This is a genomic window from Rhizobium sp. P1_B8 (assembly GCF_056406515.1).
Window position 1 is genome coordinate 15074 of record NZ_JBFTZZ010000024.1, and the last position, 19466, is coordinate 34539.

The window sequence follows — 19466 nt, forward strand, 5'->3', positions numbered from 1 at the left end:
ATGACATTGGCAAAGACATTCAAAATTGCGTTGTTCAGTCTGCTTGGTCTCAGTGCCATTCATGGTCTGGCGTCAGCCCAGACAGACGTCCCCCTGCTTTCCAAAGTGCCGCCAGGCACGGTGCTGACGATCGGCGATCCGGTCACTCAGAAAGCTCTCGATGTGTCCGGCCTCGACAAAGAGCTCAGTTTTGAAGTCAAATGGGCCAATATCAGCGGCGGGCCGCAGACATCGGAAGCTTTCCGCGCCCATGCGCTCGATGTCGGATCGGTGGCCGAGATCCCCTCGATTTTCGCCAACTGGAACAACCTGCCCGTCCGCAACATCGCCTATCGCGAACGCCGTGACCCGATCGCCAATCCCATCTATCGCTTCGGCATCGCACCGGGCGTAGCCGTCAAGACGCTGGCGGATTTCCGCGGCAAACGCATCGCCTTCAGCCCGGGGCAGGCTCAGGGCACGCTCGTTCTGCGTGCCCTCCATGCCGCAGGCTTGAAGAGCGGCGACGTCACCTTGGCGGAACTGCCAAGCACCAGCGACGTCTATCCGAAGGCATTGGCGAGCAAGCAAGTCGACATCGCACCGCTCGGCGGCGTCTATATCAGGCGCTATATCACCCAATACGGATCGGACGGAGCGACCCTCGTGGAGCACGGCCTGCGGGACGATCCGAGCCATCTTTATGCGCCGCAATGGGTTCTGGACGACCCCGCCAAGGCGGCCGCGCTCGCCGAATATGTCGGTCTGTGGGCACGCGCCACCGAATGGGTGAACCGGAACCCGGATCTCTGGATCAAGGAATATTACGTCGGTCAGCAGGGCCTTAGCCAGGAGGACGGGGAGTTTCTCGTCAAGCTGACCGGCGAACAGATCGTTCCCGCCGATTGGAGCGAAGTGAAGAAGCGCCACCAGGAAACCATCAACCTGCTGGCGGACGAGCTCGGCTACAAACCCTTCAATGTAGAGCAGATTTTCGACAACCGCTTCGAAAAGCTCGGTGCCGCGGCTTTGGCCAAGAGCCAGTAACGTTCGACACCCTTCGGAGAGGAGATCTGAAACATGGCAACCACTTGGGATGCAGATGAGGCGAAACTATCCCTGACAACAAGCGGGAGAGTTCATGGAGGCCCGCGCGCGACAAAGCCGGCCGGTCCGGCTAGCTCTGCTGGCCCCCGCGCCCGGCGCAGGCTGGGTCCCGGACCCGCGATCCCTTTCGGGTTGCAGATCGGGCCGGTATTGCTTGTCCTGACCTGGGTCGTCGGTTCGGCATTGGGATGGATCGACCCACGCATCCTGTCGGCGCCGTGGACTGTCATCGAGGCTTTCGTAAGGCTGATAGAGCAGGGTCGCCTGCAGGACAATTTCGTGACGTCGGCGACCCGCGCCCTGCTCGGCCTTAGCATCGGATTGCTGATCGGCACGATCCTGGCGATTATCGCCGGCCTGTCCCGGATCGGGGAAGCCCTGATCGACGGGCCGGTCCAGATCAAGCGGGCGATACCGACGCTGGCCCTGATCCCCTTGCTGATCCTGTGGTTCGGCATCGGTGAGAGCATGAAGGTTACGACCATCGCGCTTGCCGTGATCGTGCCGATTTACATCCACACCCATAATGCGCTCCGCAGCATCGACAGCCGTTACGTTGAGCTGGCCGAGACCCTGCGCATGAGCCAGAAGGACTTCATCCTTCAGGTGGTGCTGCCCGGCGCCCTGCCGGGGTTCCTTCTAGGTCTGCGGTTTGCCGTCACCCTCTGCTGGGTTTCTCTTGTCGTCGTCGAGCAGATCAACGCCACCAGCGGGCTCGGTTACATGATCGATCTTGCCCGCAATTACGGGCAGACCGACGTCATTCTCGTCGGTCTGGTGGTCTATGTGCTGCTCGGTCTCGTCTCGGACGGTCTCGTCCGCCTGCTTGAACGGAGGGTCCTCTCATGGCGCCGCACCCTGGCAAACTGAAGTCCGCAATCAAAGCCGTCCACGTGCGAGACCTCGTACGCCGGTTTGCGACGAAGACGATCCTCGACGGCGTCGATCTCGACATCGAGGAAGGCGAGTTCGTTGCTCTGCTCGGCCGCAGTGGCTCCGGCAAAAGCACGTTCCTCAGGGCTCTTGCCGGTCTCGATCATGGTGTCGAGGGAACCGGCACCCTCGAGACGCCGGAGAGCCTCTCGGTGGTTTTCCAGGACGCCCGCCTGCTGCCGTGGCGCAGCGTCATCCAGAACGTCACGCTCGGCTTGACCGGCGCCTCCGGCCAGGAAGCGGGACGGAAGGCTTTGGCGGAGGTAGGACTTGCGGGTCGGGAAACGGCGTGGCCGAACCAGCTTTCGGGTGGCGAGCAGCAGAGGGTCGCTCTTGCCCGTTCGCTGGTGCGCGAACCGGCCCTGCTTCTCGCCGATGAGCCGTTCGGCGCCCTCGACGCGCTGACCCGGCTGAAGATGCACGATCTGCTCAGGGAGTTGTGTGCAAGACACCGTCCTGCCGTGCTGCTCGTCACCCACGACGTCGACGAGGCGATTTCGCTGGCCGACCGGATACTGGTTCTCGACGAAGGCCGCCTTATCGAGGACCTCAAGATCGATCTGCCGACGCCACGCGATCACGGGGATCCGCGCTTTGCGCAATTCCGAATCCATCTCCTCAGCCGGCTCGGGGTCGAGCTTCCGGGCCGTAAGGCCGCCTGACATCAGCAACAGTTCAGTTTGATCTGGAGATAAGCCAATGAGCACATCGAAAAGGCAAATGCGGCTTGGCGCGTTCATCATGGCGACCGGCCATCATATTGCCGCCTGGCGTCATCCGGAGGCGCAGGCCGATGCCGGCCTCAATATCGATCACTACCGCGAGCTTGCGCAGACCGCCGAACGCGGCAAATTCGATCTCGTCTTCGTCGCCGACAGTCCGGCTGGATGGGACCGCGCCAAGGACCCGGAAGCGCTTCGCCGCACCGCCCAGGGCGCGCATTTCGAGCCTCTGACCCTCTGGGCTGCCCTCTCGCAGGTGACCAAACATATCGGCTTCGTCGCCACGGCATCGACGACCTACGAGGACCCTTACCTCCTCGCCCGCAGATTTGCGTCGCTGGACTATATCTCCAAGGGTCGTGCGGCATGGAATGTCGTCACGACGGGAGCGGATGTTTCGAAGAATTTTTCAATCGCAGGCCATCCCGCCCATGCCGATCGTTATGAGCGGGCCGAGGAATTCGTCGACCTGGTTAAGGGCCTGTGGGATTCTTATGAGGACGATGCCTTCATCCGCGACAAGGAAAGCGGGGTCTATCTCGATCCTGACAAGGTGCATCTCGTCGATCACAAGGGCAAATTCTTCTCGGTGGCCGGTCCGCTCAACGTCGGCCGTCCGGTTCAGGGCTATCCTGTTATCGTGCAGGCCGGGGCATCCGAACCGGGGCGCGAACTTGCCGCCCGCACGGCCGAGATGATCTTTACCGCCAACCAGACCTTCGAGGATGCGCAGGAATTCTATTCCGACGTCAAAGGGCGGCTGGCCCGCTATGGACGCCGGCCGGACGAACTGCTGATCAGTCCCGGCATATTCCCTGTTCTCGGCGGGACGGAAGCGGAAGCCCAGGCGAACTACGACCATATCCAATCGCTCGTTCATCCCTCCATCGCCTGGAATATCCTTGCCCGCCACTACAAGGGAGTCGACCTTTCCGGCTACTCGCTGGACGATCCCGCCCCTCCCCTGCCTGAAAATACCGAACTCAACAAAAGCCGCCTCAAGCTGGTTTCCGATCTGGTCTCGCGCAACAATCTGACGCTGCGCCAGTTCTATCTGGCGGTCGCCACCGCTCGTGGCCATCGGACGGTTGTGGGAACGCCCGAGCAGATCGCCGATGCGATGCAGAGCTGGTTTGAGAATGGTGCTGCCGACGCCTTCAATATCATGCCGCCGATCCTGCCCACCGCTCTGACCGATTTCGTCGATCAGGTCGTGCCGATCCTGCGCAAGCGCGGTCTGTTCCGGCACGAATATGAAGGCACGACGCTGCGGGAGAACTTGGGCCTTCAGCGCCCGCCGAATGGCTTTGTGGTTCAGGCGGGGCAGCAGCAAAAGGTGCAGGCGGCCGTATGATTTCCCAGGGGGCTTCCCCCTGGTTTCCTTGTTCCAATCACACAGAACTGCAGCATGCATGAGCAATAATTCCGAATTTCTCTGGTATATTCCCAACGACGTCAAAGCCGGTCATCGCGGCGATTCCGCTGTCGAGAACCACAACAGCCTGGATACGCTGACCAGCCACGCAAGGGCGCTGGAGGAACATGGCTGGAAGGGCGCGCTCATCGGCACCGGTTGGGGCCGTCCCGACACGTTCACCGTCGCGGCCTCACTTGCCGCCCGGACCACCACCTTCGAGCCGCTGATTGCGATCCGCCCGGGCTATTGGCGACCGGCAAACTTCGCGTCCGCGGCGGCGACGCTGGACCACCTGACGGGCGGCCGGGTGCGGATCAACATCGTGTCGGGCAAGGACAATCTGGCTGCCTACGGCGACAGCGAGGGCGATCAGGCGCATCGCTACGGCCGCACCAAGGAGTTCATGCGGCTGGTCCGCAGACTGTGGACCGAGGACAATGTCACTTCGGCGGGTGAGCACTTCCGGGTTGCCGACTCTACCGTGGTGCCGCGCATCCAGGTCCGCGGCGACCGTCGGCACCCGAAATTCTATTTTGGCGGTGCCTCGGAAGCGGCAGAGCGGGTGGCCGCCACCGAGGCCGATGTCCAGCTCTTCTGGGGCGAGCCGCTCGATGGTGTCCGCGAACGGATCGCGCGGCTCAAGGCGCTGAGCAGGGAGCTGGACCGCGACCTCCCGCCGCTGGAATTCGGACTGCGGATAACGACGCTGGTCCGGGACACCACCGAACAGGCCTGGGCCGATGCCGAGGCGAAGGTCGCAGAGATGGCCAGAAGCAAGGGCAGCGGCTGGCACGATCACCAGCGCGCGCTCGCCGTCGGCCAGCAGCGGCTGCTCGAGCTGCATGAGCGTGGCGACGTCCTCGATGACAACCTCTATACCGCGCCGGGCAAATTCGGTGGCGGTGGTGCCGGCACCACCTGGCTGGTCGGTTCGGCGGCGGATGTCGCCGGCTCGCTGCGCAAATACCAGGATCTCGGCATCACCCACTTCGTGCTGTCCGACACGCCGTATCTCTCCGAGATCAAGCGGCAGGGCGATCAGCTTCTTCCGCTGCTACGCCGCTAAAGCCGGAAGCGCCAGCGCTCCGGCACCGCAGTTGCAACTCATGCCGTTGCCGAGACCTTTCAGCAAATCACCACCCGATGCCAGGACGGCGTCGCGTAGTCGCAGGTAAGCCGCAGAGCCTTGTTGCGCAGGGGAGTCCGCGGATTTCGCAACCACCGGGAGAGCGCTCTTCAAATAGTCCGTCCGAAAAGCGCAAATGCTATCCAGATATGGCGATATAGCATGCTCCGTCGGCTCCGTTTACACTCTCTAAAATATATTCCTCTAATTTTTTTTAGACATCGGGGCGACGTTCTTTAGGCTCGTCACCTCCGCCATGATGGCGGGTCAGGCACCCGAACTTCGCATGAAATCGGCTTTTATTGCTTTGACAGATGTTCCGTATCTCAAGCGCGATTCCGGGCACAGGGGTGCCTGTCGGAATGCACTCGGAGACATACCGAGGCTCGGCATTCGAACGAGATATGACAAGCAATCCTGGCTGCGAGACATCCTTCCAACAAACCTCACCGCGAGGGGAGAGTGCATATGAAGAATACCATGAGTTTCGGGGTTGTGGCGCGCTTGGCGCTTGGCTTCAGCGTTCTCCTATTGCTGATGGTCGGCTTGACCATCTATTCGACGGAAAAAGTTGCGCAGATCAACGATAAGCTTGGAACCATCAACGACGTCAACAGCGTGAAGCAGCGGTTTGCTATCAACTATCGCGGCAGCGTGCATGATCGGGCGATTGCCATTCGCGACGTCACTCTGGTGACGTCTGCCGATGAACGGAAGGCCGCCGAGGCATTGATCGAAAAGCTGGCGGCCTCCTACGCCGAAAATGAAAAGCGCATGGCGGATATGGTCGCCTCTCCGGCCGGTGCGACGGAACAGGAAAAGACCATTCTCGGTGAGATCGCGGACATCCAGGCGAAGACCAATCCATTGGTCGCCCAGATCATTGCACTGCAGGAGAAGGGCGACGGCGAGGCTGCCCGCAAGATCCTGCTCGAACAGGCTCGACCGGCCTTCGTTGCCTGGCTTGGCGCCATCAACAAATTCATCGACTATCAGGAAGCGCTGAACAAATCGATTGGCGGCGAGGTTCGCAGCACGGCAAGCGGCTTCAAGCCATTGGCGCTGACCGCGCTCGGCATTGCGGCTGTCCTTTCACTGGTTGCAGCCGCCGTCACCGCACGCACGATCGTCGGCCCGCTGGCAAAACTTCAGCTTTCGCTGAAAGCAATGGCGGAGGGCAATCTTGATGGCGATCGTCGCCTCGAAGCGCGGGGCGACGAGATCGGCAAGCTTGCACGGGCGGTGGCAGGGCTGCGCGACGCAATTTCAGCAAAGGCGGAACGGGAAGCTGACGCCGAGGCGAAGAGAGCCGTGACGGAGCGGCATCGCCTCGAACAGGATGCCGATGAACGCCGCACCCTTGCCGAGCAGACGGACCAAGCCGTCGGCCAGCTTGGCGATGCATTGCAGGCGCTGGCTGACGGCGACCTCACACAGCAGATCGGCACTCCGTTCATTCCCTCTCTCGAAAAGCTCAGAGCCGACTTCAATTCTGCAGTCGAAAAGCTCCGTGCCGCCATGCAGAAGGTTGCCCAGAACGCCAGCGCCATCGCGGCCGGTGCACAGGAAATCCGCTCCGCCTCCGACGATCTCGCCAAGCGGACCGAACAGCAGGCAGCCTCCGTCGAGGAAACCGCGGCTGCGCTGGAAGAGATCACGACCACCGTTGCCGACTCGAGCAACAAGGCTCAGGAAGCCGGCCAACTCGTTCGCAAGACGAAGGACAGTGCGGAGCGCTCGGGCAGCGTCGTTCGGGATGCGGTCGATGCCATGGGCAAGATCGAATCCTCCGCCACCGAAATCGGCAGCATCATCGGCGTCATCGATGAAATCGCGTTCCAGACCAATCTGCTTGCGCTCAATGCCGGCGTCGAAGCCGCCCGCGCCGGTGAGGCAGGCAAGGGTTTTGCCGTCGTCGCTCAGGAAGTGCGCGAGCTGGCGCAACGTTCCGCCAAGGCAGCAAAAGAAATCAAGGAACTCATCAACGCTTCGAACGGCCACGTGAAAAGCGGCGTTGCCCTGGTTGGCGAGACCGGAAAGGCGCTGAAAGAGATTGCGGAGCAGGTACAGCAGGTCGACGGCAATGTGGGGGCCATCGTCGGCGCTTCGCAAGAGCAGGCGACGGGGCTGAAAGAGATCAATACCGCTGTCAACAAGATGGATCAGGGCACGCAGCAGAACGCCGCCATGGTGGAAGAAGCCACAGCGGCCGCCCACAACCTGGCCAAGGAAGCCGACGCGCTGTTCCAGCTGCTGGGCCAGTTCAACATTGGCGGAGCGGTGGCACCGAAGCGCGTAGCGCAGCCCGCTGCCGCGGCGCCACATGCTCAACCGGCGCCCTCGCCTGCGCGCCAGATGGTTGCCAAAGTGAGTAAGTCGTTCCAGACGAATGGGAATGCGGCATTGGCCGGCGATTGGGAAGAGTTTTAAGTCGCCCTGATTTCCCTCCAGTCTATGCTGGAACGCCAAAGCGGCATGATTTTACGAAGGGCAGTGTTTGCTGCCCTTCGCATTTGAATCTTATGCCCGAGCCGGAGCCTTGGCCGGAAGCAGGGCATTGACCACGAGGGCAACGCCTATGTTTGCCGCAAGCGCCAGCAGTCCCGTGTAGACGGTGAAGGGTTCGCCGCCGAGGCTGATCAGATGCAAAGGTTTCCAACCGGCATCCCAGACGAGGAAAGTACCGCCGCCGAAGCCGACGAACCAGCCGGCAAGCAAACCGGGTGCGCGGAACCAATTGGTATAGAGGCCAAAGACCAGCGCCGGAAGCGTCTGCAGGATCCAGATGCCGCCGAGCAGCTGCAGGTCGAGTGCGAACTGCGTCGGCAGGAAGATGATGACGAGAAGCGCACCGATCTTCACCACGAGCGAGGTGATCTTTGCAACCTTGGCCTCACCGGCATCGCTGACGTCAGGATCGACATAGGCTTTCCAGAAATTGCGGGTGAAGAGATTGGCGGCACCGATGCTCATCACCGCTGCCGGCACCAGCGCGCCGATAGCGATCGCCGCAAAGGCGAAGCCGGAGAACCAGCCCGAAAACAGCGTCTTGAACAGCGTGGGAACAACGTCATTGGCGCTGTCGAGCTTCAGGTTGGCGGCATGCCCCATATAGCCGAGCAGCGCCAGAAGGCCGAGCAGCAGCGTGTAGGCGGGCAGCATGATCGCATTCTTGCGGATCGTCTTGCCGCTGTTGGAGGCAAAGATGCCCGTCAGCGTATGCGGATACATGAAGGCCGCGAGCGCTGAACCCAAAGCGAGCGTGGCATAGGCGACATACTGATTGCCGCCGAGCAGCAGGTTGCCGGAACCCTTGGCCTGGAAGGCCGCATCGGCCGAGGCGAAGACGTTGGCGTAGCCTCCGAGTTTCGACGGGATCAGTGCGACGGCCGCGATCACGACGATATAGATCATGATGTCCTTGACGAAGGCGATCAGCGCCGGTGCGCGCAAACCCGCGGAGTAGGTGTAGAGCGCCAGCACGATGAAGGCGATCGCCAGCGGCAACTCGCCATGCAGCCCGAGCGCCTTCAGGACCGCCGTCATGCCGACGAGCTGGAGGGCAATATACGGCATGGTGGCGATGACGCCCGTTGCCGCCACGGCGAGTTCGAGACTGCGCGATCCGTATTGACCGTGAACGACGTCGGCAGCCGTTACATAGCCGAAATCCTTGGCGCGTTTCCACAGCACCGGCATGACCATGAAGACGAAGGGGTAAACGACGATGGTGTATGGCAGCGCAAAGAAGCCGTAGGCTCCGACAGTATAGACCAGCGCCGGGACGGCGATCACGGTGTAGGCGGTATAAAAATCGCCGCCGACGAGGAACCAGGTGATCCAGGTGCCGAAGTTGCGTCCGCCAAGGCCCCATTCATCGATATGGGCCAGCGTTTCGGGCTTGCGCCAGCGGCTGGCGACGAAGCCCATGACCGTGACGAGCGCGAAAAAGAAGATGAAGACGGCAAGCGCCGTGCCGTTGATGTCAGTCGTCATGGCGGGTGCTCCGATAGGCGATCCAGGTCAGCGTCGCAGTGATCGGCACCCAGAGAAGCTGATACCAGTAAAAGAACGGAAAGCCGAAAAGCGACGGCTCGCGGACATTGTAGAAGGGCGGCCAGAGCAGACCTATGTACGGAATGATGAGCAGCCACAGCGCTGCCTTGCTACGTGGTTTTTCCATGTCGGAATACCTTTCAGGCGCCGCGACGGCGGTCGCCATGTTCCAGTTGTCGGCGTGGAAGGCAGGTCTGTCAGCCGGCGGCCGCGGCAGGCCGGGTTCGGGTCGCTTGAGGTTTTTCGACCGATCGAAAGCTGATGTAATACATGTGAATTCCTCCCACCGGCTCGCACTTGGCCAGCCGTGGATGGAGTCCTATGGCGTTGATTTTGTCCTCACAAGATGGGCGCGCCGCCGAAATGCCGGAGCCTACCCAGAAGTGGGTAGGCTAGATTTACCCGACTTTCGAGACGATGCCGTGATCGAGCGCGTAGCGGATGAGGCCCGCCGTGGTGGTGATGCCGAGCTTTCTCTTGAGGTTCTTGCGATGGGTTTCCGTGGTGGCGGAGGTTATCCCGAGCACGTCGGCGATCTCCTTATTGCTCCTGCCGGCAACGATCAGCCCGAGAATGTCGCGTTCGCGCGGCGTCAGGGGATCGCTCCCCTCCTCGGCGCGTTCGCCCATCAGCGCGTCGAACACGCCGGACGAGAAATATGTCCCCCCACCTGCCACGGTCTCGATGGCCGAGACGATCTCGTCGGTCGAAACGTCCTTCAGGATGTAACCGGCAGCGCCATGCATGACCGAGGAGGAAATATACTCGCGGCTGTCATGCATGGAGAGCATCACGACCCGCGCCTGGGGAAGTTCGTTCCTGAACAATTCGATGGCATCGATGCCGCTCAGCTTCGGCATGTTGATGTCCATCAGCACGACCTGCGGCAGGACTTGCCGGCCGATCTCGAGACCTGTTTGAGCAAGCCCGGCCGTTCCGGCAACTTCAATATGCTCGAATGTTTCGAGCACGGCCTTCAACCCGTCCAGTACCAGCGGATGATTGTCGATCAAGAGCACCCTGATTTTCGGGCGTTCCGTCATGCGGCTTCAGCCTGCTGGTCGGCGGGACGATTGGCCGATTTCGGCATCATCGCCGTCAGCGTCGTCCCGGTCTCGCTGCTGTTGATCAACAGCAGGCCGCGGAAGTGGGCCATCCGCTCCTGCATGTTGCGCAGGCCGAGACCCGATCTGCCGGAGACCCCCTCCTTGATGCCGTCGAAGCCACTGCCGTTGTCTGTGATAGTCATGCGGGCCCGGCCGCCGTCGCTCCAGAGCTTGACCGTAAGCCGGGAGGCGCCCGAGTGCCGCTCGACATTGTTGAACGCTTCCTGTGCGACGCGATAAAGCGCGGTATTGGCTTCGGCCTTCAGCGTGTCGGTGAAGCCCGAAGCGTCGATTTTCGTCTCGATCCCCGTCCGCTCGGCAAAATGATAACACAGCGCCTCGAGAGCAGCCGTCAGGCCGAGGTCGTCCAGCACGCGCGGGCGCAGATCGTGCGACAGCCGCCTGATTTCCTTGATGGCGCTGTTCAGCGCTTCGACACCGCGGTCAATGGTGACAGCCGCATCGTCGACATTGGTTCTGACTTTACGGCCGGCAAGATCCATCGCATAGCGCACGCCGACGAGATTTTGGGAAATGCCGTCGTGCAACTCGCGCGCCAGCCGTGCGCGCTCTTCTTCCTGCGTATCGATGACCCGCTGTGTCAGCGCCTTGAGCCGGCTGTCGGCCATACGCCGCTCGTGGAACGTCAGCAGCATACAGGTCGTGAAAACGACGAGCACCGAAGGCACGGCGATCAGCGCGACGATGACGAAGGTCCGTCTTATGTTGGCGCGCATCCCGGCGTTGGCGGCGGCACTTTGGGCAAAGACGTCATCCAGGTAAACGCCGGTGCCGACGACCCAGTGCCATTTGTCGAGACTGACGACGAAGGAGAGCTTGTCGGCGATCTGTCCGGTCGATGGCTTCTGCCATTTGTACTGATGCAGACCGCCGCCCGCTCTTGCCGTGGCGATCAGTTCGGCAATGACCTTGTCGCCATCCGGGTCGGTGAGGTCGAGCCAATTGTGCCCATGGCGGAAACTCTGGCGCGGATGGACGATGTTGTTGCCGTCGTAATCATAGACAAAGAAATATCCGTCCTTGCCGTAATCGAGCGAGGTCAGGATCGCCGCGACCTGCTGCTTGGCGGCTTCGTCATCGGAACCGGCATTGTCATAGATCGTCTGGATGGCGGACAGGGCAAGGTTGGTCAGGTTGAGGATCTCGGCTTCCTTGGTCTTCAGCATGTTCTGCTCGAACGTGTCGATGCTGTTCTTGGCGAGGTTTGCCGATTGCCATGTGATGAAGGTGGTGATCGCAAGGATCGAAATGACGAGTGGAACGATCGCCAATGCGATGATCTGGTGTCGTAACGTCAACGATCATTCCTCCCGAGAATTTGCGCCGGGAATTATGCCCTTTGTCAAATGCGAGTCCAGCGGCTTGTCGGGACCAATGCCGGTGGAGCCATCGCGTCTGCGCTATTCCAGCGGGACGAAGAGGCCGAGTTTGACGTCGCGCAGAACGACATTCGTGTGCATGCGGCGGATCTGCGGATTGTCAGCCATGATCAAGGCAGCGATGTCGTCGTAATGCTCGACGTCGCGTGCGGTGACGATCGCAATCAGATCGACCGCGCCTGTGACATAATAGACCTGCTGGACGTGATCCTGCTTCTCCGCCCAGAGGCGGAACTTGGCCAGCGCGTCGTAATTGTCCCGCTCGATCTCCATCCCGACGATGAACACCATCGCTGTGCCCGTCGCCTTGCGGTCGACGACGGCCACCTCCGCCTTGATGATCCCTTCTTCGCGCAGCCGCTTCAGCCGCCTCTGCACGGCCGAGACCGACAGTCCGATCCGTTCGGCGATCGTTTCGGCTTTCAGCTGGCAGTCGCGCTGAACGATATCGAGAATGTCACGGTCAAAACGATCGAGTTGTTCCATTGTCCAATCCTAGTCTCGCCGCAACAATTCGCGCATTCTGCCGTACTTGCCGCACGAGGAAGATTATTTTGCATAAAATATGCAGAATAGATGAAAACTGCGCGAAAAAACCGCGTTATTTTATCATTATCCTTCGCAAATTCAATTCAGCCGGAACCATGCATGCCAGATCAACCCTTTCCTGCTCTTCGCGTCGAAGATCTCCATAAAAGCTTCGGCTCGCAAGAGGTTCTCAAGGGTATCTCGACGCAGGCCGCAAAGTCCGATGTGATTTCGATCATCGGCTCGTCGGGCTCCGGCAAAAGCACCTTTCTCAGATGCATCAATTTCCTGGAAACGCCTGATCGTGGCCGCATTGCCGTAAACGGCGAGGAAATCGCGCTCAAGATGGGGCGGGGCGGCCGGCTGCAGCCGCGCAGCTGGCGGCAGATCGAGCGGATACGGACCGGATTGGGGATGGTCTTTCAGAGTTTCAATCTCTGGGCCCATCGTACGGTGCTGGAAAACGTCATTGAGGCGCCGGTACACGTCATGGGCATTTCGCGGCGCGAGGCTATCGAAAAGGCTGAGGCCCTGCTCCACAAGGTCGGGCTCTTCGATAAACGCGACGCCTATCCCGCTTTCCTCTCCGGCGGTCAGCAGCAGCGTGCTGCGATTGCCAGAGCGCTCTGCGTGGATCCTGATGTCATGCTGTTCGACGAGCCGACATCGGCGCTTGATCCGGAACTGGTCGGCGAGGTGCTGAAGGTCATCCGCGATCTGGCGGAAGAAGGCCGGACCATGCTGATCGTCACGCATGAAATGCGCTTTGCCCGGGATGTCTCCAGCCGTGTTCTCTTCCTGCATCAGGGACGGATCGAGGAGGAAGGCTCGCCGGAGCAGATATTCGGGGCGCCGGTCAGCGCCCGCTGCCGGGAATTCACCGGCCTCAGCGCCCACTGATGCGCATCGATCTATCATCGACAACACAAACCAGGAGAATCCTGCGAATGAAACTGCTCCCCACACTGTTCGCCGGTGTAGCGCTAGCGCTTTCCGCCGTCACCGCACAGGCCGAAGTCCGCTTCGGCGTCATGAACGAATCCTATCCACCCTTCTTCGCCAAGGACGCCTCCGGCCAATGGCAGGGATGGGAGATCGACCTTATGAATGCCGTATGCGAAGAGATGAAGGAGAAATGCTCGATCGTCGAGATTTCCTGGGATGGTCTCATTCCGGCGCTCCAGAGCAAGAAGTTCGACGTGATCTGGTCGTCGATGTCGAACACCGCGGAACGCTCGAAGGTGATCGACTTCACCGACAAATATTACAACACGCCGAGCACCTTGATCGGTCCCAAGGACCAGAAGCCGGGCGCCACTGCCGAGGACGTGAAGGGCAAGACCATCGGTATCCAGGTGTCGACGATCCAGTCGGAATATTACAAGAAATATTTTGCCGAGGCTGCCGAGGAAAAGACCTATCAGACGCTCGATGAGGCTTTTCAGGATCTCGCTTCCGGTCGTATCGACTATGTTTTTGGCGATTCACTGGCACTTGACGCGTTCCTCAAAAGCGATGGCGGCAAGGATTGCTGCGCCAAGATGGGCGACGTCGCCGACGACAAGGAGATTCTCGGAGCTGGCGTTTCGGGCGGCCTGCGCAAGGAAGACACGGAACTGAAAGCCAAGCTAAACACAGCCATTGCCGCCGTCCGTGCCAGTGGCCAATACGACGCCATCAACAAGAAGTACTTCGATTTCGACATCTACGGCGCGAAGTAAGCAGTCGGAACGATGGCGACCACGCAACAAGGTATTCTGGACCTGCTGTCTCCCTATCCTCCGGGATGGGGCGGCGTTCTTCTGGCAGGTGCGGTCTCCACGGTCGCCATCTCGGCTTGCGCCTTCGCGATCGGCCTGCTGCTCGGCACGGGCGGCGCGCTTGGAAAGCTTTCGGGCAATCGCATGCTTCGTCTCCTGCTCGATCTCTACACCACGCTGATCCGCGCCGTTCCCGAGCTGATCCTGATCGTCGGGCTCTATTATGCCGGCACCGATGGTCTCAACCGGCTGCTCGCCGCGTTGGACCTGCCACCGGTCAATGTGAACGGCTTCGTCGCGGCCGTCGCCGTGCTGGGCTTCGTCCAGGGTGCCTACATGACGGAGGTGCTGCGCGGCGCGATCCTCGCCATTCCCGTCGGCCAGATCGAGGCCGCCAAGGCCTTCGGCATGGGACCGGTGCTGAGGTTCCGCCGGGTCCTGCTGCCGGCGCTCCTGCCAAACGCGCTGCCGGGTCTTGCCAATCTGTGGATGTCGGTCACCAAGGACAGCGCGCTGGTGGCGGTCGTCGGCTACCAGGAACTGGCGCTCGCCACCCGTCTTGCCGGGGCAAGCACCAAGCATTACTTCGTTTTTTTCCTTGCTTCGGCCCTTCTCTATCTCGCCATCACGCTTGTTTCCAACGTCGTCTTCAAACTGATCGAGGGACGGGTACGGCGGGGACAGCCGCGCCTTGCCTGAAGAAAGCGCCCCATGAGTTTCACCTGGATCTCTTCCTATTGGCCACTGCTTCTGACCGGCGCCTGGCAGACTGTTTGCCTGCTGGTAATCTCCGTGGTGTTCGGCTTCGCCATCGCCATAGGCCTCGCCTTCGCGCAGGTCAGCGGCGGCAGACTGACGCGGCTGCTCGCCCGCAGCTACTGCACCTTCTTTCGCGGCACGCCGCTGCTGATACAGCTGTGGCTTCTCTACTACGGGGTGGGCTCGCTGCTGCCGATGGTCCCCGGCATCCGCCAGAGCCTGTTCTGGCCGATCCTGCGCGAGGGCTTCTTCTTCGCGGCCGTCAGTTTTACCCTGAACTACGCAGCCTATGAGGCAGAAGTGTTGCGCGGCGCGCTGCTTGCCGTTCCCAAGGGCGAGCTCGAAGCCGGCCGGGCCTTCGGCCTTTCACCCTGGATGCTGACCCGCCGCATCTGGCTGCCGCGCGCCATTCGCATCGCCCTGCCGACGATTGCGGGAGAGATCGTCATGCAGCTCAAGGCGACACCGCTCGCCTTTACGGTGACGGTGATGGATCTCTACGCCGTGGCAAACAAGGTTCGGCAGGACACTCTGCTCGTCTATGAACCGCTGCTGGTCGTCACCCTCTTCTATCTCGCGCTGACCGCAGTGATCGCCCGCGTCTTTCGAGGTCTCGAAGCGCAGGTGCCGGTTCGCCGCTAGGCCGACGGAACAGGACCGCCCCATGAACTCCCTGGCGCACGAACCACGCGCACCTCGCCCACTTTGTTATGAAAAGCCCGCCGCCGATGACGGCGCGACAGACTGAATGGAGACTGCTTCATGAGCACGACGCGAATTCTCGATGGCGGCATGAGCCGCGAGCTGCTGCGGCTGGGTGCCGAACTGAAACAACCGGAATGGTCGGCATTGGCGCTGATCAATGCGCCGGATATCGTCCGTAGGGTACACCAGGAATTTATCGCCGCCGGTTCTGAGGTCGTTACGACGAACAGCTATGCGCTCGTGCCCTTTCACATCGGCGAGGATCGGTTCCGGAAGGAAGGGCCGGCGCTGATCCGTCTCGCCGGTCGCCTGGCGCGCGAGGCGGCGGATGCCGTTACCGATCGGAAGGTGCTGGTCGCCGGGTCGCTACCGCCGATCTTCGGTTCATATGAGCCGCAGAATTTTCAGCCTTCGCGGGTGCAGGATTATCTCCAGGTGCTTGTCGAGAACCTCGGCCCCTTCGTCGATATATGGCTCGGCGAGACGTTGAGCCTGATGGCCGAGGCAGAGGCCGTCCGCAAGGCGGTGGCGACATCAGGCAAGCCGTTCTGGATTTCCTTCACATTGGCGGATGACGAGGCAGCCATCAGTGGCGGCGAACCGAAGCTTCGCTCCGGAGAAAAGGTCGAGGATGCGGCATCCTGGGCGGTTTCATCGGGCGCTGAAGCTCTACTGTTCAATTGCAGCAAGCCCGAAGTCATGCAGGCGGCTGTGGAGACGGCAGCCCGGGTCTTCCGAAAGATGGATGCTCACATCGAAATCGGCGTCTATGCCAATGCCTTCGAAGGGGAAACAGGCGACGCAGCCGCCAATGAAGGCCTGCACGATACCCGCGCCGATCTGAATGACGACGCCTATTCGCGTTATGCCTGCTCCTGGGCCGAAGCCGGCGCGACCATCATCGGCGGCTGTTGCGGCATTGGCGCCGCCCATATCCATCGCTTGAGGAAGACGCTTTTGGGTTAAAGCGGCACGTCGGGAACTCGGCTATGTCGCAATTTGACGCCGTGTTCGTCAGCACGCTCGTTCCGCTCCTCGCCGCAACGGTGGTGGCCTATGCCGTCACCATCCTTCTGCTGTGTCGCTCGACCCTCACCGAGAAGATCGCGCGCCGCGGTCAGCACATCACACGCGGATATGGCGTCGACCCGTTCGAACTGTCCCGGGCAAATACTTTGCTCTTTGCGAAGGCTGGCGTCTGTAGACGTCAGTGCAGTCCGAACAGGTTCAGCAGCTCTTCGCGGTGTCGAACGAATTCCGGCGCGCTGCGGTCGCGAGGGCGGGGCAGATCGATTTCGATCAGACGCGGCTCGCCGCCCTTCTCCCGTGGCAGGATCAGGATCCGGTCGGCCAGGTAGATCGCCTCCTCGAGATCGTGGGTGACGAGGATGGTCGTCACATCCTCATCGCGCCAGATCCGTGCGAGTTCCTGCTGCATGCCGATCTTGGTCATTGCGTCGAGCGCGCCGAGCGGTTCGTCGAGCAGCAGGATCTCGGGCTGGACAGCAAGCGCCCGGGCGATGCCGACGCGCTGGGCCATGCCGCCGGAGAGCTGCCGGGGATAGGCCGCCTCGAACTGCTGCAGGCCGACGAGCTTGACATAATGGCGCGCCCGTCCCCTCGCCTGCTCACGCGACAGGCCCCTTGTTTTCAGCCCGAAGGCGACATTGTCGAGCACGGTCAGCCAGGGCAGAAGGCGCGGTTCCTGAAAGATGACGGCGCGCTCTGCGCCGACGCCTCGCACCGCCTTGCCATCGACGAGAACCTCACCCGTGTCGGAATCCTCAAGACCGGCCAGAACCCTGAGCAGGGTTGTCTTGCCCGAGCCGCTGGCGCCGACGATGGCGAGGCTTTCGCCGGAGCGGACGTGGAGGTTGACATCCCTGAGAACCTGTAGAGGTGCCCCGTTCAACCTGTAGGATTTGGAGAGGTGACGGATCGTCACTTCTCCGCGGCGCGTGTCCTCAGCGATGCTCATCACCATTCCTCAGTTGCTTGCCGGCTTGGCATCGGCGGTAAAGAGGATGTCTTTGGCCGCCAGTTGGCCCTGCTTCAGCTTGCCTTCGCGAACCAGCACGTCGATCCAGAACTGGATGTCGCGCTCGACCGGCAGGCCGCCGGCGCGCACGCCATAGCCGCGGAAGTATTGCGCGATATCAGCGTTCTCGCCGCGCTCGCTGAGGGCCTTGGCCAGGATCTTCTTGGTTTCCTCAGGATGTTCGCGGGCATAGTCGAGGGCGCGGGCCGACTGCTCGACGAAAATCTTCGAGACCTCCGGATGCTGGCGAATGAAATCGCGGCGCAGTACCACGAAGCCCCCGGCAATGTCTCCAAGCACGTCGGTATCGTCAAAAATCGGGCGCAGGCCGCCATTCTTGAGCGCGGCCCCCTCGAAGGTCGTCTGCCAATAGCCGAAGGCGGCAATATCCACCTGCTTGGAGCGCAGCACCTGCTCAAGCTGCGGCCCGGGAACGACGATCTGATTGGCTGCGTCCGTCGGCAGGTCGACGGAATGCAAGGCCTCGCGGATGGTATAGTCGAGATGCGCGCCGAGCGTATTGACCGCGATGCTCTTGCCGGCGATGTCCTTGATACCCTTGATGGGGCTGTCTTCCAGCACGTAAAAGGTCGACTGCACCTCATCATTAATGCCGTTCGAGGGATAGGCGGCGACGAAATCATTGCCGCCGATGATCGAATTCAGGACGGCGGAGGTTGCAGCGCTGCCGATTTCGACATCACCCGATGCCAGTGCAATCAGCGAGGCCGGGCCGCCCTGGGCGTAGCCGACATTTTCCAGCGTGATGCCCGTGCCTTCGAAATAACCGAGTTCGGCGGCGAGTTCATGGGCGGCAAGACCGCCCTGGCTGGCAAGGTAGCGCAGCTTCACCGTATCGGTGGCTGCGGCCGGCGTGGCAAGACCGAGAGCGATCACAGCCGGCAGAAGGATGTGGCGGGGATGGAATGTCATGTGGTGGTCCTTTTCGGAAGAGGAAAATCGGTGAAAGCAGGTCAGCGGCTCGGCTGAGACCAGCGGCAGAGGCGGCGCTGCAGCAAAACGAGCAAGGCATTGGCTGCAAGCCCAAGGAAGGCGAGCAGAAGGATCGCCGCAAACATCAGCGGGATCTGGAAATTGTACTGGGCGTTCATCACCTGGAAGCCGATGCCCTTGTTGGCGCCGATCATCTCGGCGGCAATCAGCAGGAGAAGCGCAGTCGTCGCCGAAAGACGCAGGCCGACGAAGATCGCAGGCACCGACGCCGGCAGGATGACGCGGTGGAAGATCGCCAGCGATCCGGCGCCATAGGTCCGCGCCATCTCGATAAGCTTCTTGTCCACCTCCTTGACGCCGCTGATCGTGGCGAGCAGGACCGGGAACAGCGTCGCCCAGAAGATCACGAAGATCTTGGATGTCTCGCCGAGGCCGAGCAGCAGGATGAAGACCGGATAGAGCGCCAGCGCCGAGGTCTGGCGGAAGAGCTGCAGGATCGGATCGAGCGCCTGTTCGACAGCACGAACCTGGCCCATGAACAGGCCGAGCGGAATGCCGATCACCACGGCAAAGGCAAAGGCGGTTCCGGATCGCTGCAGACTGATGGCGATATCATCCAGCAGCGCGCCGTTGGCAAGATTGGTCCAAAGAGCAGACAGGATCACGTTCAAGGGCGGGAAGACCGCGGGATTGACCCAGCCCCTGGTGCTCGACACCTGCCAGAGCACGAGGAAGCCGATGAGAAGGCCATAACGCGGCAAAAGCGATGCGAGCACGCCGCGCGCATGCGAGGCGAGAGTGGAAATATTGCTTTCGCTGCTCTTCAGGCGGCCGAAGCTTCTCGGAAGAGTCTGGTTGATCTCATAAGACATGGAC

At 61.3% G+C, this 19466-nt stretch carries 19 protein-coding genes and 1 pseudogene; 12 read left to right on the top strand and 8 right to left on the bottom strand.

The annotated features are described in order from the left end of the window. The 6 genes from AC1D2N_RS25125 (at nucleotide 1) to AC1D2N_RS25150 (ending at nucleotide 7714) form a co-directional block, all read left to right on the top strand. Nucleotides 1-1026 (top strand): ABC transporter substrate-binding protein, encoded by a 1026-nt coding sequence (locus AC1D2N_RS25125; protein ID WP_130653971.1) that lies wholly within the window; start codon nucleotides 1-3, stop codon nucleotides 1024-1026. A 33-nt stretch (nucleotides 1027-1059) separates the two neighbouring features. Next, the gene (locus AC1D2N_RS25130; RefSeq protein ID WP_047620511.1) at nucleotides 1060-1956 is read left to right on the top strand and encodes an ABC transporter permease; all 897 of its coding nucleotides are present in this window, start codon (nucleotides 1060-1062) and stop codon (nucleotides 1954-1956) included. Next, entirely contained in the window at nucleotides 1932-2681 is a 750-nt protein-coding gene (locus AC1D2N_RS25135) for an ABC transporter ATP-binding protein (RefSeq protein WP_130653970.1), read from the top strand. The genes AC1D2N_RS25130 and AC1D2N_RS25135 overlap by 25 nt, the downstream gene beginning before the upstream one ends. 37 nt (nucleotides 2682-2718) lie before the next feature. Continuing rightward, nucleotides 2719-4095, top strand: a complete 1377-nt coding sequence (locus AC1D2N_RS25140; protein ID WP_018246849.1) for an LLM class flavin-dependent oxidoreductase — start codon at nucleotides 2719-2721, stop codon at nucleotides 4093-4095. Between the two features lie 58 nt (nucleotides 4096-4153). Next, nucleotides 4154-5224, top strand: a complete 1071-nt coding sequence (locus AC1D2N_RS25145; protein ID WP_115157874.1) for an LLM class flavin-dependent oxidoreductase — start codon at nucleotides 4154-4156, stop codon at nucleotides 5222-5224. A gap of 528 nt (nucleotides 5225-5752) precedes the next feature. Beyond that, nucleotides 5753-7714 (top strand): HAMP domain-containing methyl-accepting chemotaxis protein, encoded by a 1962-nt coding sequence (locus AC1D2N_RS25150; RefSeq protein WP_130653969.1) that lies wholly within the window; start codon nucleotides 5753-5755, stop codon nucleotides 7712-7714. A 90-nt stretch (nucleotides 7715-7804) separates the two neighbouring features. Here AC1D2N_RS25150 and mctP read toward each other — a convergent pair whose 3' ends face one another. From mctP to AC1D2N_RS25175, 5 genes are all read right to left on the bottom strand, one after another. Next, nucleotides 7805-9280 (bottom strand): monocarboxylate uptake permease MctP, encoded by a 1476-nt coding sequence (gene mctP / locus AC1D2N_RS25155; RefSeq protein ID WP_115157876.1) that lies wholly within the window; start codon nucleotides 9278-9280, stop codon nucleotides 7805-7807. After that, a complete protein-coding gene (locus AC1D2N_RS25160) occupies nucleotides 9270-9467 on the bottom strand; it encodes a DUF3311 domain-containing protein (protein WP_018517713.1) in 198 nt (65 codons plus the stop codon). The genes mctP and AC1D2N_RS25160 overlap by 11 nt, the downstream gene beginning before the upstream one ends. Before the next feature lie 271 nt (nucleotides 9468-9738). Beyond that, nucleotides 9739-10383, bottom strand: a complete 645-nt coding sequence (mctR, locus tag AC1D2N_RS25165; RefSeq protein WP_018246854.1) for a two-component system response regulator MctR — start codon at nucleotides 10381-10383, stop codon at nucleotides 9739-9741. Then, complete coding sequence (gene mctS / locus AC1D2N_RS25170) at nucleotides 10380-11765, bottom strand: two-component system sensor histidine kinase MctS (RefSeq protein ID WP_018246855.1); 1386 nt, start codon at nucleotides 11763-11765, stop codon at nucleotides 10380-10382. The genes mctR and mctS overlap by 4 nt, the downstream gene beginning before the upstream one ends. A 102-nt stretch (nucleotides 11766-11867) precedes the next feature. Beyond that, a complete protein-coding gene (locus AC1D2N_RS25175) occupies nucleotides 11868-12332 on the bottom strand; it encodes an Lrp/AsnC family transcriptional regulator (RefSeq protein WP_065277281.1) in 465 nt (154 codons plus the stop codon). A 162-nt stretch (nucleotides 12333-12494) separates the two neighbouring features. Here AC1D2N_RS25175 and AC1D2N_RS25180 point away from each other — a divergent pair, with 162 nt between their 5' ends. The 6 genes and pseudogenes from AC1D2N_RS25180 to AC1D2N_RS25205 form a co-directional block, all read left to right on the top strand. Continuing rightward, complete coding sequence (locus tag AC1D2N_RS25180; RefSeq protein ID WP_018246857.1) at nucleotides 12495-13274, top strand: ABC transporter ATP-binding protein; 780 nt, start codon at nucleotides 12495-12497, stop codon at nucleotides 13272-13274. A gap of 47 nt (nucleotides 13275-13321) precedes the next feature. Continuing rightward, nucleotides 13322-14095, top strand: a complete 774-nt coding sequence (locus AC1D2N_RS25185; protein WP_027683029.1) for a transporter substrate-binding domain-containing protein — start codon at nucleotides 13322-13324, stop codon at nucleotides 14093-14095. 12 nt (nucleotides 14096-14107) lie between these two features. Next, nucleotides 14108-14833 (top strand): ABC transporter permease, encoded by a 726-nt coding sequence (locus AC1D2N_RS25190; protein WP_018449087.1) that lies wholly within the window; start codon nucleotides 14108-14110, stop codon nucleotides 14831-14833. A gap of 12 nt (nucleotides 14834-14845) precedes the next feature. Continuing rightward, on the top strand, nucleotides 14846-15535 hold the full coding sequence (locus AC1D2N_RS25195; RefSeq protein ID WP_065277280.1) for an ABC transporter permease: 690 nt from the start codon (nucleotides 14846-14848) through the stop codon (nucleotides 15533-15535). A 120-nt stretch (nucleotides 15536-15655) separates the two neighbouring features. After that, the gene (locus AC1D2N_RS25200) at nucleotides 15656-16564 is read left to right on the top strand and encodes a homocysteine S-methyltransferase family protein (RefSeq protein ID WP_065277279.1); all 909 of its coding nucleotides are present in this window, start codon (nucleotides 15656-15658) and stop codon (nucleotides 16562-16564) included. A 47-nt stretch (nucleotides 16565-16611) separates the two neighbouring features. Continuing rightward, nucleotides 16612-16785 (top strand): annotated as a pseudogene (locus AC1D2N_RS25205) (chloride channel protein); the annotation flags it as partial. 20 nt (nucleotides 16786-16805) lie between these two features. Here the strand turns inward: AC1D2N_RS25205 and AC1D2N_RS25210 are convergent. Genes AC1D2N_RS25210 through AC1D2N_RS25220 form a run of 3 tightly spaced genes read right to left on the bottom strand, consistent with a single transcriptional unit; the run spans nucleotide 16806 to nucleotide 19462 of the window. Beyond that, nucleotides 16806-17576 carry an ABC transporter ATP-binding protein gene (locus tag AC1D2N_RS25210; RefSeq protein ID WP_028732415.1) on the bottom strand — a complete coding sequence of 257 codons (771 nt, stop codon included), beginning with the start codon at nucleotides 17574-17576 and terminating at the stop codon, nucleotides 16806-16808. A gap of 9 nt (nucleotides 17577-17585) precedes the next feature. Continuing rightward, nucleotides 17586-18569 carry an ABC transporter substrate-binding protein gene (locus AC1D2N_RS25215; protein WP_028732416.1) on the bottom strand — a complete coding sequence of 328 codons (984 nt, stop codon included), beginning with the start codon at nucleotides 18567-18569 and terminating at the stop codon, nucleotides 17586-17588. A gap of 41 nt (nucleotides 18570-18610) precedes the next feature. After that, nucleotides 18611-19462 (bottom strand): ABC transporter permease, encoded by an 852-nt coding sequence (locus AC1D2N_RS25220; RefSeq protein WP_130653966.1) that lies wholly within the window; start codon nucleotides 19460-19462, stop codon nucleotides 18611-18613. Between the last annotated feature and the right edge of the window lie 4 nt (nucleotides 19463-19466).

Excerpts from the sequence above, each read along its gene's own strand:
- AC1D2N_RS25160 (WP_018517713.1), bottom strand. The coding sequence starts at position 9,467 with ATGGAAAAACCACGTAGCAAGGCAGCGCTGTGGCTGCTCATCATTCCG.
- AC1D2N_RS25185 (WP_027683029.1), top strand. The coding sequence starts at position 13,322 with ATGAAACTGCTCCCCACACTGTTCGCCGGTGTAGCGCTAGCGCTTTCC.
- AC1D2N_RS25210 (WP_028732415.1), bottom strand. The coding sequence starts at position 17,576 with ATGAGCATCGCTGAGGACACGCGCCGCGGAGAAGTGACGATCCGTCAC.
- AC1D2N_RS25175 (WP_065277281.1), bottom strand. The coding sequence starts at position 12,332 with ATGGAACAACTCGATCGTTTTGACCGTGACATTCTCGATATCGTTCAG.
- AC1D2N_RS25145 (WP_115157874.1), top strand. The coding sequence starts at position 4,154 with ATGAGCAATAATTCCGAATTTCTCTGGTATATTCCCAACGACGTCAAA.
- AC1D2N_RS25125 (WP_130653971.1), top strand. The coding sequence starts at position 1 with ATGACATTGGCAAAGACATTCAAAATTGCGTTGTTCAGTCTGCTTGGT.
- mctP (WP_115157876.1), bottom strand. The coding sequence starts at position 9,280 with ATGACGACTGACATCAACGGCACGGCGCTTGCCGTCTTCATCTTCTTT.
- AC1D2N_RS25190 (WP_018449087.1), top strand. The coding sequence starts at position 14,108 with ATGGCGACCACGCAACAAGGTATTCTGGACCTGCTGTCTCCCTATCCT.
- AC1D2N_RS25220 (WP_130653966.1), bottom strand. The coding sequence starts at position 19,462 with ATGTCTTATGAGATCAACCAGACTCTTCCGAGAAGCTTCGGCCGCCTG.
- AC1D2N_RS25150 (WP_130653969.1), top strand. The coding sequence starts at position 5,753 with ATGAAGAATACCATGAGTTTCGGGGTTGTGGCGCGCTTGGCGCTTGGC.
- AC1D2N_RS25200 (WP_065277279.1), top strand. The coding sequence starts at position 15,656 with ATGAGCACGACGCGAATTCTCGATGGCGGCATGAGCCGCGAGCTGCTG.
- AC1D2N_RS25130 (WP_047620511.1), top strand. The coding sequence starts at position 1,060 with ATGGCAACCACTTGGGATGCAGATGAGGCGAAACTATCCCTGACAACA.
- AC1D2N_RS25215 (WP_028732416.1), bottom strand. The coding sequence starts at position 18,569 with ATGACATTCCATCCCCGCCACATCCTTCTGCCGGCTGTGATCGCTCTC.
- AC1D2N_RS25195 (WP_065277280.1), top strand. The coding sequence starts at position 14,846 with ATGAGTTTCACCTGGATCTCTTCCTATTGGCCACTGCTTCTGACCGGC.
- mctR (WP_018246854.1), bottom strand. The coding sequence starts at position 10,383 with ATGACGGAACGCCCGAAAATCAGGGTGCTCTTGATCGACAATCATCCG.
- AC1D2N_RS25180 (WP_018246857.1), top strand. The coding sequence starts at position 12,495 with ATGCCAGATCAACCCTTTCCTGCTCTTCGCGTCGAAGATCTCCATAAA.
- AC1D2N_RS25135 (WP_130653970.1), top strand. The coding sequence starts at position 1,932 with ATGGCGCCGCACCCTGGCAAACTGAAGTCCGCAATCAAAGCCGTCCAC.
- AC1D2N_RS25140 (WP_018246849.1), top strand. The coding sequence starts at position 2,719 with ATGAGCACATCGAAAAGGCAAATGCGGCTTGGCGCGTTCATCATGGCG.